Annotated in this window: 17 protein-coding genes and 1 pseudogene; 12 read left to right on the top strand and 6 right to left on the bottom strand. The window is 60.4% G+C overall.

Translation table 11 applies throughout. The features are described 5' to 3' along the window. The first annotated feature begins 7 nt into the window (after window positions 1-7). Genes efeO (PCPL58_RS12100) through efeO (PCPL58_RS12090) form a run of 3 tightly spaced genes read left to right on the top strand, consistent with a single transcriptional unit; the run spans window position 8 to window position 3,420 of the window. On the top strand, window positions 8-1,219 hold the full coding sequence (efeO, locus tag PCPL58_RS12100; protein ID WP_065349490.1) for an iron uptake system protein EfeO: 1,212 nt from the start codon (window positions 8-10) through the stop codon (window positions 1,217-1,219). A 24-nt stretch (window positions 1,220-1,243) separates the two neighbouring features. Further along, window positions 1,244-2,566 (top strand): iron uptake transporter deferrochelatase/peroxidase subunit, encoded by a 1,323-nt coding sequence (efeB, locus tag PCPL58_RS12095; RefSeq protein ID WP_065349489.1) that lies wholly within the window; start codon window positions 1,244-1,246, stop codon window positions 2,564-2,566. 29 nt (window positions 2,567-2,595) lie between these two features. Further along, complete coding sequence (gene efeO / locus PCPL58_RS12090) at window positions 2,596-3,420, top strand: iron uptake system protein EfeO (protein ID WP_003370329.1); 825 nt, start codon at window positions 2,596-2,598, stop codon at window positions 3,418-3,420. Window positions 3,421-3,725: 305 nt separating this feature from the next. On the opposite strand, the gene PCPL58_RS12085 is transcribed toward efeO (PCPL58_RS12090), so the two are convergent. The 3 genes from PCPL58_RS12085 to PCPL58_RS12075 form a co-directional block, all read right to left on the bottom strand. Continuing rightward, on the bottom strand, window positions 3,726-4,496 hold the full coding sequence (locus tag PCPL58_RS12085; RefSeq protein ID WP_003370326.1) for a molybdopterin-dependent oxidoreductase: 771 nt from the start codon (window positions 4,494-4,496) through the stop codon (window positions 3,726-3,728). Beyond that, a complete protein-coding gene (locus PCPL58_RS12080) occupies window positions 4,493-5,113 on the bottom strand; it encodes a cytochrome b/b6 domain-containing protein (protein ID WP_003370324.1) in 621 nt (206 codons plus the stop codon). Before PCPL58_RS12080 ends, PCPL58_RS12085 begins: the two co-directional genes overlap by 4 nt. A gap of 74 nt (window positions 5,114-5,187) precedes the next feature. Then, on the bottom strand, window positions 5,188-5,793 hold the full coding sequence (locus tag PCPL58_RS12075; RefSeq protein WP_065349488.1) for a hypothetical protein: 606 nt from the start codon (window positions 5,791-5,793) through the stop codon (window positions 5,188-5,190). A 170-nt stretch (window positions 5,794-5,963) separates the two neighbouring features. Here PCPL58_RS12075 and PCPL58_RS12070 point away from each other — a divergent pair, with 170 nt between their 5' ends. Both PCPL58_RS12070 and PCPL58_RS12065 read left to right on the top strand, forming a co-directional pair. After that, a complete protein-coding gene (locus PCPL58_RS12070; protein ID WP_002554192.1) occupies window positions 5,964-6,653 on the top strand; it encodes a heavy metal response regulator transcription factor in 690 nt (229 codons plus the stop codon). Further along, window positions 6,632-8,020 (top strand): annotated as a pseudogene (locus PCPL58_RS12065) (heavy metal sensor histidine kinase). Before PCPL58_RS12070 ends, PCPL58_RS12065 begins: the two are co-directional and overlap by 22 nt. Before the next feature lie 19 nt (window positions 8,021-8,039). On the opposite strand, the gene PCPL58_RS12060 reads toward PCPL58_RS12065, so the two are convergent. Further along, window positions 8,040-8,708, bottom strand: coding sequence for a polysaccharide lyase family 7 protein (locus PCPL58_RS12060; protein WP_011268396.1), 669 nt, complete (start codon window positions 8,706-8,708; stop codon window positions 8,040-8,042). Window positions 8,709-9,243: 535 nt separating this feature from the next. Between PCPL58_RS12060 and PCPL58_RS12055 the strand changes: the two genes are divergently transcribed. Genes PCPL58_RS12055 through PCPL58_RS12035 form a run of 5 tightly spaced genes read left to right on the top strand, consistent with a single transcriptional unit; the run spans window position 9,244 to window position 14,297 of the window. Beyond that, entirely contained in the window at window positions 9,244-9,696 is a 453-nt protein-coding gene (locus PCPL58_RS12055; RefSeq protein WP_003305524.1) for a MarR family winged helix-turn-helix transcriptional regulator, read from the top strand. Continuing rightward, window positions 9,693-11,780, top strand: coding sequence for an FUSC family protein (locus tag PCPL58_RS12050; RefSeq protein WP_044308509.1), 2,088 nt, complete (start codon window positions 9,693-9,695; stop codon window positions 11,778-11,780). The genes PCPL58_RS12055 and PCPL58_RS12050 overlap by 4 nt, the downstream gene beginning before the upstream one ends. Then, window positions 11,777-11,986 (top strand): DUF1656 domain-containing protein, encoded by a 210-nt coding sequence (locus PCPL58_RS12045; RefSeq protein ID WP_003315925.1) that lies wholly within the window; start codon window positions 11,777-11,779, stop codon window positions 11,984-11,986. Before PCPL58_RS12050 ends, PCPL58_RS12045 begins: the two co-directional genes overlap by 4 nt. Then, window positions 11,983-12,867 carry an efflux RND transporter periplasmic adaptor subunit gene (locus PCPL58_RS12040; protein WP_003344172.1) on the top strand — a complete coding sequence of 295 codons (885 nt, stop codon included), beginning with the start codon at window positions 11,983-11,985 and terminating at the stop codon, window positions 12,865-12,867. Before PCPL58_RS12045 ends, PCPL58_RS12040 begins: the two co-directional genes overlap by 4 nt. Next, window positions 12,864-14,297, top strand: a complete 1,434-nt coding sequence (locus tag PCPL58_RS12035) for an efflux transporter outer membrane subunit (RefSeq protein WP_065349487.1) — start codon at window positions 12,864-12,866, stop codon at window positions 14,295-14,297. The genes PCPL58_RS12040 and PCPL58_RS12035 overlap by 4 nt, the downstream gene beginning before the upstream one ends. A gap of 20 nt (window positions 14,298-14,317) precedes the next feature. Here PCPL58_RS12035 and PCPL58_RS12030 read toward each other — a convergent pair whose 3' ends face one another. Further along, window positions 14,318-14,860, bottom strand: coding sequence for a GNAT family N-acetyltransferase (locus PCPL58_RS12030; RefSeq protein ID WP_065349486.1), 543 nt, complete (start codon window positions 14,858-14,860; stop codon window positions 14,318-14,320). A gap of 234 nt (window positions 14,861-15,094) precedes the next feature. Here PCPL58_RS12030 and PCPL58_RS12025 point away from each other — a divergent pair, with 234 nt between their 5' ends. Both PCPL58_RS12025 and PCPL58_RS12020 read left to right on the top strand, forming a co-directional pair. Then, a complete protein-coding gene (locus PCPL58_RS12025) occupies window positions 15,095-15,928 on the top strand; it encodes an ion transporter (RefSeq protein ID WP_003370300.1) in 834 nt (277 codons plus the stop codon). A gap of 103 nt (window positions 15,929-16,031) precedes the next feature. Next, window positions 16,032-17,030 carry a sulfate ABC transporter substrate-binding protein gene (locus PCPL58_RS12020; RefSeq protein ID WP_065349485.1) on the top strand — a complete coding sequence of 333 codons (999 nt, stop codon included), beginning with the start codon at window positions 16,032-16,034 and terminating at the stop codon, window positions 17,028-17,030. Window positions 17,031-17,089: 59 nt separating this feature from the next. On the opposite strand, the gene PCPL58_RS12015 is transcribed toward PCPL58_RS12020, so the two are convergent. Next, complete coding sequence (locus PCPL58_RS12015; RefSeq protein WP_003370296.1) at window positions 17,090-17,497, bottom strand: hypothetical protein; 408 nt, start codon at window positions 17,495-17,497, stop codon at window positions 17,090-17,092. Between the last annotated feature and the right edge of the window lie 6 nt (window positions 17,498-17,503).

Genomic DNA, 17,503 nt, shown 5'->3' with positions numbered 1-17,503 from the left:
GGCCTCCATGTCTAACCGTCCCTCAGGGCCTTCCGGGAAAGCCCGGCCGCCCCGTGTCCTGCGATTGGCAGTCGCCGGCTCAGTGATCCTGATGATCGCCGCTGGCGGGCTGTTCTACTACGCCTCGCAGGTCGCGGCCAAAAAGCGCGCGGCCAATGCCGGTACTGAAACCGTGGTCAATATCCACGCCCACAACTGCGAACCGAACGCCTTGACGGTCGCGGCGGGCAAGAACGCCTTCCGCATCGTCAACCGCTCGGAGCGCGCCGTCGAATGGGAAATCCTCGATGGCGTGCTGGTGATTGAAGAACGGGAAAACATCGCACCTGGGCTAAGCCAGGTGATCAATGCCAACCTGGCACCCGGCGATTACGCGATTACCTGCGGTCTGCTGAGCAATCCGCGCGGCACCTTGCATGTCACGCCGACCGCAGAGTCCGACGCCAAGGCCAAGGCGCGTCCGTCCATGACCGCCTTCATCGGGCCGCTCTCCGAATACCGCGTGTACCTGAGCCTGCAGAGTTCGGCGCTGATCAAGGCAGTCAACGCCCTGCAACAGGCCATCGATGCCGGCGACCTGAGCGCTGCCCAGGCGGCCTACCTGCCCGCCCGCGCCGCCTACCAGCGCATTGCACCGGCTGCGCAGCGCCTGGCCGAGCTGGACAACGCAATCAACGCCCGCGCCGACTATTACGAGAAACGTGAACAGGACCCCGGCTTCGGCGGCTTTCACCGCATCGAATACGGCCTGTACGAGCAACACAGCGTCGAGGGCCTGGCGCCGATCGCGCAGCGTCTGCAAACCGATGTCACCCAGCTCAAGCAACAGTTGATGGCGCAATCGCTGGCGCCCGAACAGCTGGCGGCCATTGCCACTCGCACACTGCGTAGCCTGGCTGAGGTACGCAGCAACGGCGAAGAGGAACGTTACAGCCACAGCGACCTGAACGGTTTTGCCGCCAACCTGGACGGCACCCGCAAGATCGTCGACCTGCTACGTCCGTTGCTGAGCCGCAGTGCAGGCAATCTGTTGCAGAAGATCGACGCCGCCATGGCGGATCTGGACACCACGCTCGATGCATTGAGCAGCGCTGATGGTGGTGTGCGCCCCTACGACCAGGTAGATGAGGCGCAGCGCAAGCAGATCGCTGCCAAGGCTGGCGCTCTGGCTGACGCACTCAATGGCATTGACCCGGCACTCGGCCTCTCCGGCCTCTGATTTACTGGAGCACAGCACATCACGATGAAAAATCCGGACAGCAATCCAGAAACAACCAACGCTCCGGCCTCCCTGCAACGCCGCCGCGTGCTGATGGGGCTCGGCGCTGCAGGGGCTGCGCTGGCTGGCAGCAGCCTGAGTGGCAATGTACTTGCCGCAGCACCTGCACAAGTCGCCGAAGCGCCGAACAGTGAAAAAACGCAGGATCACAACGAGTTTCACGGCCAGCATCAGAGCGGCATCGTCAACCCGCGCCCGGCCGCGGGCATGCTTGTGGCATTCGATGTTCTGGCCGCCGACCGTGAGGACCTGGAACGCCTGTTTCGCACGCTGAACGAGCGCATCGCGTTCCTGATGACCGGTGGCCCGGTGCCGGAGATCGATCCGAAACTGCCACCGCTGGACTCGGGCATTCTCGGTCCGGTGGTGACCCCGGACAACCTGACCATCACCGTGTCGGTGGGCGAATCGCTGTTCGATGAGCGTTTTGGTCTGGCCCCGGTCAAGCCGAAACGCTTGAGCCGCATGACCGGTTTCCCCAACGATGCGCTGGATCCGGCCAGTTGCCACGGCGACCTGAGCATCCAGTTCTGCGCCAACACTGCCGACAGCAACATCCATGCGCTGCGCGACATCGTCAAGAACCTGCCCGACCTGCTGCTGGTGCGCTGGAAACAGGAAGGCACCGTGCCGCCCCAGGCACCGAAGAAACCCGGTCAGCCGCCGGAAAGCGCGCGCAACTTCCTGGGTTTCCGGGACGGTTCGGCGAACCCGGATTCCAACAACCAGAAGACCATGAACGAGCTGGTCTGGGTGCAGCAGGGCAGCGATGAACCGGCCTGGGCCGCCAATGGCAGCTATCAGGCGGTGCGCATCATCCGCAACTTCGTCGAGCGCTGGGACCGCACGCCGCTGCAGGAGCAGGAATCGATTTTCGGCCGCAGCAAAAGCACCGGCGCGCCCATGGACGGCAAGGTCGAGAGCGATGTGCCCAACTATGCGGCCGACCCGGAAGGCAAGAAAACCCGGCTGGATTCGCACATCCGCCTGGCCAACCCGCGTACTGCCGAAAGCCAGCGCAACCTGATCCTGCGCCGCCCGTTCAATTACTCCAATGGGGTTAACAAGAACGGTCAGTTGGACATGGGCCTGCTGTTCATCTGCTACCAGGCCGATCTGGAAAAAGGCTTCATTACGGTACAGAGCCGGCTTAACGGCGAGCCGCTGGAGGAATACCTCAAACCAATCGGAGGCGGCTATTTCTTCACCCTGCCGGGGGTAACCGGCGACCAGGATTTCATCGGTCACTCGCTGCTGGCGGCCGTAGCGCCCACTAAAAACGCATGACCTATCCACTCCCGCCCCGGAAGACACTCATGAAAAAGACGCCCCTGGCTTTGCTCCTGACCCTTGGCCTGCTCCAGACCCCGCTGGCGGCCTTTGCCGCCACCGCGCCGCTGGATCTGGTAGGCCCGGTGTCGGACTACAAGATCTACGTGACCGAGAACATTGAAGAGCTGGTCAGCCACACCCAGAAATTCACCGATGCCGTGAAGAAAGGCGACATCGCAACGGCCAAGAAGCTCTACGCTCCGACCCGCGTGTACTACGAGTCGGTAGAACCGATTGCCGAACTGTTCAGTGACCTGGACGCATCCATCGACTCACGCGTCGACGACCATGAACAAGGCGTGACGGCGGAAGACTTCACCGGCTTCCATCGTCTGGAATATGCGCTGTTCTCGCAGAACACCACAAAAGATCAGGGCCCTATCGCCGACAAGCTGTTGAGCGACGTCAAGGACCTGGAAAAGCGCGTGGCCGACCTGACCTTCCCGCCGGAAAAAGTCGTCGGCGGCGCCGCAGCCCTGCTGGAAGAAGTGGCAGCGACCAAGATCTCCGGCGAAGAAGACCGTTACAGCCACACCGACCTGTATGACTTCCAGGGCAACATCGACGGCGCGAAAAAAATCGTCGACCTGTTCCGCCCGCAGATCGAACAACAGGACAAGGCCTTCTCCAGCAAAGTCGACAAGAACTTCGCCACCGTGGACAAAATCCTCGCCAAGTACAAAACCAAGGACGGTGGCTTTGAAACCTACGACAAAGTCAAAGAGAACGACCGCAAAGCCCTGGTCGGCCCGGTCAACACCCTGGCAGAAGACCTCTCGACCCTGCGCGGCAAACTGGGCCTGAACTGACCTGAAACGCCGCGCCTGAAAGCGCTTTTTAACGCGATGGCACTGACGACGCAGAGTGCGACGTCAGTGCCAGGGCGAAGGAACCCGACGAAGTCGGGCCGGAAACCGGAGCGAAAGGCTTTGGTTACTTTGGCCTCATCAAAGTAACTCGCCGAGGGGCGAAAAGGTGACTTGAGTCGAGCCTACATCCACCTGACACCACAGAACCGCTGTGTGACGCAGAGCGTCACGAACGGCATTCCCACGCTGGAGCGTGAGGAACGATAATCTCACTACCGCCATCGTGCGACGCTCTGCGTCCGCTCCTAGATCCCGCTGAACCAGTTGTACCCCTGATCCTCCCAATACCCCCCAGGATTCTCGTTGCTGACGAAAATCTCGACGATGTGCTTGGGATTCTTGAAACCCAGCTTGGTCGGCACCCGCACCCGCAACGGGTAACCGTAATCAGGTGGCAGCGCCACTTCACCGAAGTCCAGCGCCAGCAACGTCTGCGGATGCAGCGCAGTGGGCATATCCAGGCTCGAGTAATAGCGGTCAGCGCACTTGAAACCGACAAAGCGCGCCGTCGTATCAGCGCCGATGTACTCCAGGAAGGTCTTCAACGGCACACCGCCCCACTGCCCTATCGCACTCCAGCCCTCGATACAGATCAACCGCGTGATGTCCGTGCGTTGCGGCAGTTTGCGCAGCGCCCCCAGCGTCCACGGCTGCTTGTCCCGCACCAGCCCCGACACCGCCAGCTGGTAATCGGAAAGATCCAGCTCCGGCACGTTGTACTCAGGGTAGAAGGCATTGAACGGGAACGGGTTGGTCAACTGCGCCTTGCTGTAGGTCGGCGCCAGCTTCTGGCCATTGAACAGCCAGGCCTGAACCCGGTCATTCCAGCGCGACATGGCCCACAGCACCTTGTCGACCTGATCGCCATCCTGCAAGTTGCAGCCCGTGAGCATCGACATCGCGCCCACGGTCAGCCCCGCGCGCAGAAACGAGCGGCGCTGAATATCGATCAGTTGACGCTCCTGCGCGGGCTCCAGGCGGATACGCTGAGTGATGCGTTTACGTGGTTCGTTCATGATTGCGCAGTTCCGTCTTCGTTCGGCTGGCGGCCGCCGGTAATCATCGGCAGCAAAGTACTGGGCACCAGCACGACCAGCAGCAGATGGACGATGACAAATGCGCCGATGGCGGTCATCGCCCCGAAATGTACCCAACGGGCGAAATCGAATCCGCCCAGCAGACTGACCAGCCCCTGAAACTGCACCGGTTTCCAGATGGCCAGGCCGGACAGCACCACCAACACACCCATGGCCAGCACCAGCCAGTACATCAGCCGTTGCACCGCGTTGTAACGGCCTTTGACGTGGACCAGTCGAAAACGCAACGCGTCACTCATGTCACGCGTCACTTCGGACGGCCGGACCGGCAGCAGGTCGCGTTTGAAATGGCGGCTGAACACGCCATACAGCACATAAATCAGACCGTTGATGACCAACAGCCACATCACCGCGAAGTGCCAGGCAATGGAACCGCCCAGCCAGCCGCCGAGTGTCAGGAATTTGGGAAAGGTGAACGGCATCAGTGGCGATGCGTTGTAGATCGCCCAACCGCTCATGAACATACAGACCATGCCCACGGCATTGACCCAGTGCGTCAGGCGCACCGGCCACGGATGAATGGGGCGGGTTTTCATGTCGAGATCCCTCTGATCAGGCATGGAAAAGGCTGCCAGGGGCAGCCTTGCGCCCCTGACAGCCCTGGCGGTGATTACATCGGCGGGGTAAACCCGTCCTTGCCGACTGCCACACCACGAGCAGACTTGCCGTCGTCAGCCGGGAACACCACGACCTTGGCGCCCTTGGTCAACTGATCAACCTTGCCTGGCTCGACGTAGGCGATAGGCACATCCTGCGGCACCACCAGCTTCTTCTCGCCACCCTCGTATTTGACGGTCAGCGTGCGGCCATCGGTGCCAGCCAACGTGCCAACGGTGCCATTGGTCATGGTGCCGGTGCTGCCATCAGCGTTTTCCCAGCCATAGTGACCTTCGCCGCTGCCTTTGAGGCTGGCTTCAAAAACAGTCACCTCCAGCGCTTTCAGTGTGCCGTCCGCCTGCGGGATGGCAGCCGAACCGACAAAACTGTCGCCTTTGATTTGCTTGAAGTCAGCTTCGGACACAAGACGAATACCGGTCTTGTCAGTCAGCTTGATACTTTCGTGCTGACCCGAGCGGATGGTGAAATCGAGGGTGTCGGCGCTGACGCTGTCGACGGTCCCGCGCATCGGTTTAACCACCTTCATGTCAGCAGCCTGAGTCATGACAGCAGCGCTGAGCAACAGCAGGCCGAACGTAGTAGAGAGTGCAGTCTTCATCGGTACTTCCTTGGCAGTTGATATCTGAAACCCATCCTTGCACCGTTACCGGCACCGCAGAATGACCGGGCAATGACATTTTTGTCATTCGCCGGACACCTCGTCGGCAACTGGTTAGACTCCGGCATCGGCGCACCATGGGTGCAGGCAAAAGCGTAGCGGACAAAACGATGCATATCCTGCTGATTGAAGACGACACCAAAACCGGCGAGTACCTGAAGAAGGGTCTGGGTGAGTCCGGCTACAAGGTGGACTGGACCCAGCACGGGGCCGACGGCCTGCACCTGGCGCTGGAAAACCGCTACGACCTGATCGTGCTGGACGTGATGCTGCCAGGCATCGACGGCTGGCAAATCATCGAAGTACTGCGCGCCCGGCAGGACGTGCCGGTGCTGTTTCTCACCGCGCGCGACCAGTTGCAGGACCGGATTCGCGGCCTGGAACTGGGCGCCGACGATTATCTGGTCAAGCCATTTTCCTTCACTGAACTGCTGCTGCGCATCCGCACCATCCTGCGCCGGGGCGTGGTGCGCGAGGCGGACCATTTTCATCTGGCCGATCTGGAACTGGACCTGTTGCGCCGCCGGGTGACGCGTCAGCAACAGGTTATCGTGCTGACCAACAAGGAGTTCGCCCTGCTGCACCTGTTATTGCGCCGCGAAGGCGACGTACTGTCCAGGGCACAGATTGCCTCGGAAGTCTGGGATATGAATTTCGACAGCGACACCAATGTCGTCGACGTCGCCATCAAGCGTCTGCGCAGCAAGGTCGACCTGCCCTACCCGGTCAAGCTCATCCACACCGTGCGCGGCATTGGTTATGTGTGCGAGGTACGGCCATGCGACGCCAGCCTTCCCTGACCCTGCGCTCGACCCTGGCATTTGCTCTGGTGGCGATGCTCACCGTCAGCGGTGCCGGCCTGTATCTGTATCAGTCAATCGAAGCAACAGTGATGCAACGCAGTGACCATGCCGTGCTCGCGCGACTGGACCACTTTCGCAAGCTGCTGCGCTATGACCTGACCATGGACAACCTCAAGGGCAGCCCGCAGCTGTTCGAGAACATGCTCGACAGCGAAGAAGACATCTTCATCATCGGCGAGCCGGGCAAGTCACCGGTTATCTCCGTCAACCCGCAGCACGCGCCCTTGCCGGAACTGCCGACCGTGGCGCAGGACCAACCGCTGCGTGTCGATGACCTGCGCAGCGGCATGAGCCTGCAAGGCGTGCCGTTGCGCGCTGCTGCCGTACAGGTGATGTCCAACGGTGTCGAAGTACGTTTGCAGGCAGCGCACCTGATGGTCAAGGAAATGGCCATGCTCGCCAGCTTCCGTCAGCGCATCTATATAGCCGTGGCCCTGGCGTTTCTGATCACCGCAGCCCTGGGGTATGTACTGCTGCGTCGCGGCTTGCGTCCACTGCGAAGAATGGCTGCCCATACCGCCGCAATCACCCCGGCCAGCCTGCACAAACGCCTCGACAGCCGTGATACGCCCGTCGAGCTTCAACAATTGAGCGACGCCTTCAACGCCATGCTTGACCGTCTGGACGATGGCTACCGACGCCTGATGCAGTTCTCTGCCGATCTGGCCCACGAAATCCGCACACCGGTCGGTTCGCTGATGGGCCATTGTCAGGTTGCCTTGCGCCAGAACCGCAGCGCCGATGAATATCAGGCGCTGCTGGCCTCCAATCTGGAAGAGCTGGAGCGCATCTCGCGGCTGGTGGAAAGCATCCTGTTTCTGGCACGGGCGGACGAAGCCCAGGCCGCTCTGGAGCGTCAATCGCTGGATCTGCATGATGAACTGCAACGGGTTGCCGGCTATTTCGAAGGGCTGGCCGAAGAACGCAACCTGACCCTGAGCCCCCACGGACAAGGTACTTTGCAGGCCGATCCGATTTTGCTACGGCGTGCATTGAGCAATCTGGTCGCCAATGCGATCCGCTACGCCGATGAAGACAGCGAGATTCTGATGCAGGTGACGGCTGTGGACAGGCACTGGAAGATCGATGTGGAGAACCGTGGACCGGTGCTGCCGGAAGCCACCCTCGCACGCTTGTTTGATCGTTTCTATCGCGGTGATGCCTCACGCCACTAGCGTTCGGATTCCAACGGCCTGGGGCTGGCGATCGTCACGGCAATCATGCAACTGCACGGCGGTCGGGTCGAAGTCGCTCAACCCGCCGTCGGCAGAATCTGCTTCAGTCTGATATTCCCGGCGGCCTGAAGCCTGCGGCGCGAGAGGATCAATTCTTTTTCTCGTGGGCAATGGCCAGCTTGTAGAACGTGGCCGAGCCGCCTTCCGTGGTGTAGCCGGTGTTGTCCTGGGTGTAGACCCCTGCCTTGAAATAGAACAGTTTGCTGGCCCAGGCTGAATCCAGCTTGGCGTACCAGACTGCGTCGAAGGCATTCACCGTCAGATCGCCAGACGGCGACAGGTTGATGGTGTAGTTGAACTGCTTATTGAGCGGCACACCCTGGGCGATGTTGATGACCTCGATTTCCGAGTCCGGCGTACGACGAAACTTGGCGACGATATTGCCGGTCTGCAGCTTCTCCTTGTACTGATACTCCACCTTCAGCAGCGGTTCGGTGCTCTGGTAGCAGTGAATCTGACCGATCACGATCTTGCCGCTGGAAGGCACCTGATCGACTTCCAGGGTCGCGCGCAGAAAGTTGTCGGCACTAGAGTAGGCCCAGTTGAAGACTCTTCCGTCCGACGTCGTCTCGCGCAATTCGGAACGCGGGTACTTGGCGTTTTCGGTGGTTGAACCCGTCACCGGTGCCCAGAAGAACAGCGTATCCCCGGACTGGAAATAGCCATCCCGATAGCCCTTTACCAATTTGGGGGTTTCGATGATGGTCGCAGGGCTTCCGACAGGGACGGAGAGATTCCAGGTAGCAAGGTCGATCATGGCGTAGCTCGCAAGGTGCGCATCGCGCACCAACTGAATGGCTCTGGAACGGGTGTGCTGGCCCGTTTGGTCATCCAGACTATCGGCTGAATCGTTTATTTTTTAAACAGCATCGACAATGCTTTGGCGTCAACAAAACGTCTAAAGATAGCCGACGCCATCATTACGATGTCAATTGTTGCGATGAGGCTATGTGCCACCACCAAGCTGTAAGCGTTGATTAACGTGAAGAAGTGTTTTGCGAAGCGCGTCATTTTTTTGAATGTATCGAGGCCGATACAGCGCAAAAAGCCGCAAATTACCGACAGACGGTAGCAATTATCTTCATGAAAAATGAACTTATGGCACTTGAAACTGACAAATTCGCCCCTTCATCAACGCTACGCCTCCTCGAAATACGCTTTCGCCGGGTTAAAAAAGCGCCTCCGCCGGGCGGCTTCGGGTTGACTGTAAGCAGTTGTTACGGGATATTAGTTAGCAAGCTATTTATCTCCCTGCTAACAATATCGCTCCTAACTAAATTCCTGGTGTTTCCATGTCTGTCGAATCCCTGCATCGGACAATCAGCAGTGGCCTGGTGGCCGCGTCTCGCCAATGGCGACGCATCTGCCAGAACACGCTGGTGACCTATGGCATTTCCGAAGCCTGCGCAGGTCCGTTGCTGGCCATTGCGCGTCTGGGCGATGGCGCACATCAGGTGAAAGTCGCCCAGGCGGCTGGCATGGAGAGCCCGACGCTGGTGCGTCTGCTCGACCAGTTGTGCAAGGCCGATATCGTTTGCCGCACTGAAGACCCGAATGACCGCCGCGCCAAGGCCTTGAGCCTGACTCGCAAAGGTCGCGCACTGGCCTGCTCCATCGAAGCCGAGCTGACCCGCTTGCGCGCCGAAGTGCTGCAAGGTCTGCAGCCTGCCGATCTGGAGGCCACCTTGCGTGTGTTACAGGCCTTTGCTGATGCGGCGCAGCGCGAACACGGGGGCCAGGCTTGAACGGATTTTTCTCCAGCGTTCCGCCGGCACGTGACTGGTTCTACGGTGTGCGCACCTTCGGCGCGTCGATGCTGGCGCTGTACATCGCATTGTTGATGGAAATGCCCCGCCCCTACTGGGCGATGGCCACGGTGTACATCGTCTCCAGCCCCTTCGTCGGCCCGACCAGCTCCAAGGCGCTGTACAGAGCGGCCGGGACGTTGGCCGGTGCTGCGGCGTCGGTGCTGCTGGTGCCGATGTTCGTACAAACGCCCTTGTTGCTGGCCATAGTGGTCGGGCTGTGGACCGGCACCCTGTTGTTTCTGTCCCTGCACTTGCGCACCGCCAACAGCTACGCCCTGATGTTGGCCGGCTACACCATGCCGCTGATTTCGCTGCCGGTGGTCGACAACCCGCAGGCTGTGTTCGACATCGCGGTGTCGCGTACCGAAGAGATTTTTCTCGGCATCATCTGCGCCGCCGTCGTAGGTGCGATGTTCTGGCCCAGGCGCCTGGCACCTGTGTTTCAGGCCACCACGGAGAAATGGTTCAGTGATGCCGCGACCTACAGTCAGCGCTTTATCAGCCGTACCTGTCAGCCCGAAGAAATCGGCACGCTGCGCAATTCGATGGTCGGCAGCTTCAACTCGCTGGAAATGATGATCGGCCAGTTGAGCCACGAAGGCGCCCGTAAGCAAACCGTGCGCAACGCCAATGAACTGCGCGGCCGGATGATCCACCTCTTGCCGGTCATCGATGCGCTGGATGACGCGCTGTGGGCGCTGGAGCGGCGCACGCCCGAGCTGCTGGCCAGCATCAAGCCCTTGTTGCAAAAGGCTTGTGACTGGCTCGAAAGCACTGCCGACGCGCCGCAGTTGGAAGGATGGCAACAGTTGCACCGCGACTTGCAGAGCCTGCAACCGGACTCCGCGCAACTGGACGATCGCGATCAACTCCTGCTATCCAATACGCTGTTCAGGCTGGGTGAGTGGATCGACCTGTGGCTGGATTGCCGAACCCTGCAATACGCGATCAAGACCGACGATCAGTCACAGTGGCGCGCGGTCTATCGCCACTGGCGCCTGGGCCGGCTGACCCCGTTTCTCGACCGCGGCCTGATGCTCTATTCGGTGACTTCGACAGTACTGGCGATCATTGCTGCGTCGGTGTTATGGATTCTGCTCGGCTGGAAAGACGGCGCAAGTGCCGTGGCACTGGCAGCGGTGTCGTGCAGCTTCTTCGCTGCCATGGACGACCCTGCTCCGCAAATCTACCGGTTCTTCTTCTGGACCCTGCTCTCGGTAGTGTTCGCCAGCCTGTACCTGTTCGTGGTGCTGCCCAACCTGCATGACTTCCCGATGCTGGTGCTGGCCTTTTCCGTGCCGTTCATTTGCGTCGGTACCCTGACCGTGCAACCGCGCTTCTTTCTCGGCACGCTGCTGACCATCGTCAACACCTCGTCGTTCATCAGCATCCAGAGCGCTTATGACGCGGACTTCATGAACTTCCTCAACTCCAACCTGGCGGGTCCTGCCGGGCTGTTGTTCGCCTTCATCTGGACCCTGGTGTTCCGCCCGTTCGGCGTCGAACTGGCCGTCAAGCGTCTGACCCGTTTCAGCTGGCGTGACATCGCCAGCCTCAGTGAAAACGCTTCTCTGGCCGAACACCGGCGCATGGGCGTGCAAATGCTCGACCGCCTGATGCAACAATTGCCGCGCCTGACGCTCACCGCTCAGGACACCGGGATTGCCCTGCGTGAGCTGCGCGTCGCGCTGAACATGCTCGACCTGCTGGCCTACACCCGCCGCGCCACGCCTGCGGCTCAGGTATTGCTGCGTCAGGTGATCGACGAAGTCAGCGGCTATTTCAAACAGTGCCGCAAGGCCGGTGAACGACTGCCCGCGCCCAGGGGCCTGCTGATGGCCATGGACCGCGCACGCCGTTCACTGACCGATCAGGAGATGGGCGACAACCCGGCCCGACTGCACCTGCTGCATGCTCTCAGCGGCCTGCGCCTGGCGCTGCTGCCGGGGGTCGAAATCGTCACCGTGGGCGGGGAACTGACCGAGCAACTGCCGCATAACATCGATGGAGCGCCCCTGTGATCGGTGATCTGGATATCAGCGGGATCTTCATCCCCACGTTTCTGGCGATGATGGGCATCGCCTATCTGCTGTTTCTTGTCGTGCATGCGGTGCTGTCGCGTGCCCACTTCTACCGTCTGGTCTGGCACCGGGCTTTGTTCAACGTAGGTCTATACGCTTTGTTGCTCGGCGCCGTGGATACTCTAAGTCGATACCTGATGACATGAAAAAACCGATACTGACACTGGGCCGCGTGGTCCTGACCCTGCTGGTTGTCACCCTGGCCGCCGTGGTCGTATGGCGCATGGTGATGTATTACATGTATGCACCGTGGACGCGAGACGGGCATATCCGCGCCGACATCGTGCAAATCGCACCGGACGTCTCCGGGCTGATCCAGAAGGTCGAAGTCACTGACAACCAGCCCGTGCACAAGGGCCAGGTCCTGTTCACCATCGATCAGGACCGCTTCCGTCTGGCACTGCGCCAGGCGCAGGCGACGGTCGCCGAACGTCAGGAAACCTGGGAGCAGGCACGCCGTGAGAACAAACGTAACCGTGGCCTGGGCAATCTGGTCGCCCGCGAACAACTGGAAGAAAGCCAGTCACGCGAAGCCCGAGCCCTTTCCGCACTGGGCGAATCAAAGGTTGCAGTGGACGCCGCGCAGTTGAACCTGGATCGCTCGGTGATACGCAGCCCGGTGGACGGCTACCTCAACGACCGCGCGCCCCGCGAACATGAGTTCGTCACTGCCGGGCGTCCAGTGCTTTCGGTGGTTGATTCGACGTCGTTCCACATCGACGGCTATTTCGAGGAAACCAAGCTCGATGGCATCCATGTCGGCCAGGGCGTCGACATCCGCGTCATCGGCGACAACGCGCGGCTGACCGGCCATGTGGTGAGCATCGTTGCCGGTATCGAAGACCGCGACCGCAGCAGTGGCTCGAACCTGCTGCCCAACGTCAACCCGGCTTTCAGCTGGGTGCGTCTGGCGCAGCGGATTCCAGTGCGGATCGCCTTCGATGACGTGCCCGCCGACTTCCGCATGATTGCCGGACGTACCGCGACGGTATCGATCATCGACGACACGCAGGAGCGCAGCCGATGAAACGTGCTTTACGCGTGGCCGCGTTCGGCTTTACCGCCGTGCTGTCGGCCTGCCAGATGGTCGGCCCGGATTACCGGTTGCCCAAGGAGGGCGCGATCAACCGTCCGGACCTGCAGGGTGAACTGGCTGGCCGCTCGGTCAACACGGTTTCCGCCCCGGTGCCGGCGCACTGGTGGCGTCTGTATCAGGATGCGCGGCTGGATGAGCTGGTGCGCCAGGCCATCGCTTCCAATACCGACCTGCGCATCGCCGCCGCCAACCTGCAGCGTGCTCGCTATCAGACCTCGGAAGCCGAGGCGGCTGGCGGCTTTACCAACGGCGCGAAGATCGGCGCTCAGCGCGTGCAGGAGTCCGGCGAGGCGTTTCTGCTGACCGACAAGGTGCCGGTGGCCAATGTCGGCGACGTGGGTCTGACCACTTCGTACCAGTTCGATCTGTTCGGCACCTTGCAGCGTGGCATCGAGGCGGCGCAGGCCAATGTCGATGCCAATCAGGCGGCGGTGGATACGGCACGTATCACAGTGGTCGCCGATGTGGTGCGCGCCTACACGCAGATTTGTGCCGCCAACGAAGAGCTCGATATCGCCCGCGAATCGCTGGACCTGCAACAACAGAGCGTGACCCTCAACCAGCGCCTGCGCGATGCCGGGCGTGGCGATGAAACCCAGGTCACTCGTTCGCAGACGCAGTTCAAGTCATTGCGCGCCGAAATGCCCCGTTACGAAGCGCGCCGTCAGGCCGCGATGTTTCGCCTGTCGATGTTGCTGGCCAAACCTGTCGAGCAACTGCCCGCCGGGGTAAGCGCCTGCAACCAGTTGCCGCAGATTGCGCAGGTCATTCCTGTGGGCGACGGCGCAGCACTGCTCAAACGCCGCCCGGATGTGCGTCAGGCTGAACGCCATCTGGCGATGTCGACTGCCGATATCGGCGTTGCCACCGGCGAGTTGTATCCGGACATCAGCATCGGTGCGAGCATTGGCACCACCGGCCTGATCGAGAACCTCGGCAAACCGGCGGCCAATCGCTGGGGCTTCGGCCCGTTGCTGAACTGGACCATCCCGTCAAATGGCTCGCGCGCCCGCATCCATCAATCCGAAGCCTCGGCGCAGGCGGCCCTTGCGCGCTTTGATGGTGTGGTACTCAACGCCATCCGTGAAACCCAGACTGGCCTGGCGCAATACACCGCCCTGCTCGACCGCCGCGACGCCCTCAGAGAAGCCGAGCAATCTGCCAAAGAAGCGGCTGACCAGACGCACCGCTTCTATCAGGCCGGGCGCGCCTCGTTCCTCGCCGACCTGCAAGCCACGCGCACTTACACCGACGTACGCGCGCAGATGGCAGAGGCCAACACTCAGGTGGCGATGGGGCAGATCAATCTGTTTCTGGCTCTCGGCGGCGGCTGGGAGAAGGATGACGTGGCGCAGCAGTAGGATGCGCGTTCGCCACGCCATCAGGCGTGGTTCGGATTGATCAGTGCTCTGAGGACATGGTCTTCCCAGACACCGGCAATTTTCAGGTAGGCGCGCGCTTGCCCTTCCTTTTCGAAGCCGAGTGATTGCAGAAGTCGCTCGCTGCGTACATTGACTGGCATGTGGCTGGCCATAATTCGATGCAGCCCCATCTGTTCGAAACAGTAGCGATTGGTGACTTCCAGCGATCTTTTCATCAAGCCCTGCCCCTGAGCGGTTTCTGCCAGTGAGAAGCCGAGGTTGCAGGCCTGGAAAGCGCCTCTCACGATGTTGGTGTAGCTGCAGCGTCCCAGCAATTCGCCGCCCGGAGCTGTTATGAGGAAAAAGACCGCGCTGCCGGTCTGCATGCTTTCCCATTGCTGCTGGACCCTTGATCGGGTGTTTTCGAGGATGAAATAGTCATCGTCCCTTAGCGGTTCCCAGGGCTGCAGATGCTGGCGATGGGTGTTTTCATAACGGCTGATCAGCTCGGCATCATCAAATGCCAATATCCTGAGAGAAAAGCCTTCGCCTGCATACTGCATGTTTACTCCCCGTGTCAGTCACTACCCGGATTATCGTTCACACGCTCCAGCGTGGGAATGTAGTTCGTGATGCACTGCGTCACACGGCGGTTCTGCGATATCAGGTGGATTGGGGGTCGGCTCAGGTCACCTTTACGCGGCTGTAACGACCTCTTCGCGAGCAAGCTCGCTTGTGTGCTTGCACTTGCCGATCCATGCTCCTAGGCTCACCCGATCTTTGATTCGGGAAGCACCATGGACAGCTCTCTCAGCCGCCGCGAGCGGTTGCATATTGTTATTTTCGAGGCCAATACGCCTGCCGGGCGGATGTTTGACAAGGCGGTGCTGGTCGCGATTCTGCTCAGTCTGCTGGTCACTATCATCGACAGCATCGAGAGTATTCATCGTGATTACGCGATGCTTTTCGCATGGATCGAATGGGGCTTTACGCTGATGTTCGCCATCGAATACATCCTGCGCCTCTATTGCTCGCCACGGCCGCTGAAGTACGCATTCAGTTTCTACGGGCTGGTGGACCTGCTGGCCATCGTGCCCGGCGTGCTGTCGATCTATTACAGCGATGCTCAATACCTGCTGATCGTGCGGATCATTCGTATGCTGCGGATCTTCAGGGTGCTCAAGCTCGGCACCTACCTGCGCCAGGCCAACTATTTGCTGGCGGCGCTGCGTGGCAGCAAGCAGAAGATCATCGTGTTTCTGGTCACCGTGTCTACACTGGTCACGGTGTTCGGCACGCTGATGTACGTGATCGAAGGCCCAGAGCATGGCTTCACCAGTATTCCCAAGGGCATTTACTGGGCTATCGTGACCCTGACGACGGTGGGCTTTGGCGATATCGTGCCCAAGACCCCGCTCGGCCAGATGCTCTCTTCGCTGGTGATGATTACCGGCTACTCAATCATCGCCGTGCCTACCGGGATATTCACCGCCGAGCTGGCCAATGCCATGCGCGGCGAGCAACTGAAACACGACTGCCCCGTGTGCTCGAAAAACCTTCACGAGCATGGCGCGGCGTTCTGCTCAAGATGTGGCAATCAATTGTTCAAAAAAACCGAGCACAAGGCATAAGCAAAGATCTTTTCGGTCTTTAAACCGCAGGCGCGATGCTGATAGTGTCGCGGCATTACGCCATCAGGCTTGTCACACGACTCTTCATCTCAAGGACCCTGCAGTGAATAAACTCTTCGCCGCCTCGCTACTGGCCGCCGGCCTGGCTTTTGCCAGCGCTGCCCAGGCAGCTCCAACGCTGCTCAACGTCTCTTATGACGTGATGCGTGATTTCTACAAGGACTACAACAGCGCCTTCCAGAAACACTGGAAAGCCGAGAAGAATGAAGATGTGACCGTGCAGATGTCCTTCGGCGGGTCGAGCAAGCAGGCGCGTTCGGTCATCGACGGGCTGCCGGCTGACGTGATCACCATGAACATGGCCACCGACATCAACGCCTTGGCCGACAACGGCGAGCTGGTGCCGAAAGACTGGGTCAGCCGCCTGCCGAACCACAGCGCGCCCTTCACGTCGGCCACGGTGTTCATTGTGCGCAAGGGCAATCCGAAGGCCCTCAAAGACTGGCCGGACCTGATCAAGGATGGCGTGGAAGTCATCGTGCCCAACCCGAAAACCTCGGGCAACGGCCGCTACACCTACCTCTCGGCATGGGGTTACACCCTGAAAAAAGGTGGCGATGAAGCGGCGGCGAAGAAATTCGTCGGTGATCTGTTCAGCCATGTGCCGGTGCTTGATACCGGCGGCCGTGGCGCGACCACGACGTTCATGACCAACCAGATCGGCGACGTGCTGGTCACCTTCGAGAATGAAGCAGAAATGATCGCCCGCGAATTCGGTCGCGATCAGTTCGAAGTGGTTTATCCCTCCGTGTCGGCAGAAGCCGAGCCACCGGTGAGTGTGGTCGACAAGGTCGTGGACAAGAAAGGCTCCCGCCTCCTGGCTGAGGAATACCTCAACTACCTATGGTCCCCGGAAGGCCAGGAAATCGCTGCCAAAAACTACCTGCGCCCACGTGATCCGGCGGTGCTGGCCAAGTACACCGATCGCTTCCCGAAAGTGGACTTCCTCTCGGTGGAGAAAACCTTCGGTGACTGGCGCATGGTGCAGAAGACCCATTTCATCGATGGTGGGGTGTTCGACCAGATCTATCCGGGTAAATAAGCCGCTCAGGCAATGCAAAACGGCGACCTTCGAGGTCGCCGTTTTTGTTGAAGCCTGAATCATTTACTGAACTGTTTGCCCAGCCCTGCCGGTACACCACTGACATCGGTCGCCTGCCACGGACCGTTGGGGCTGGTTGCCCAGCTCCAGCCGTCATTCCACTGGTAATAGGTGCGCTGGCGATAGAAAGTGTTGGGCTGATCGTCCATCACGTACACGCCCAAGCGCGGGTCCCAATGGCTGCCGCCACCCGGTGGCGGCGCGAAGCTGGCCGAGGTCTTCGGCGCTGCGGCAGGTGCCTTGGCAGGCTCCGAAGGTGCGGTACTCGGACGCGGCGCGCCGGGCTGTTGGCCACCCGGCAGGTTAAGAATCGGATCCTGGCTGTGAGGCGGTGCCGGATGCTGGACAGCACAGGCACTCAGGCCAACGACCAGACCCAACAAGGTGATGCGTGCGGTACGGTACATAAGCGA

This window comes from Pseudomonas cerasi, from assembly GCF_900074915.1.
Lineage (GTDB): Bacteria > Pseudomonadota > Gammaproteobacteria > Pseudomonadales > Pseudomonadaceae > Aquipseudomonas > Aquipseudomonas cerasi.
This window is presented reverse-complemented; position numbering and strand designations above follow the sequence as displayed.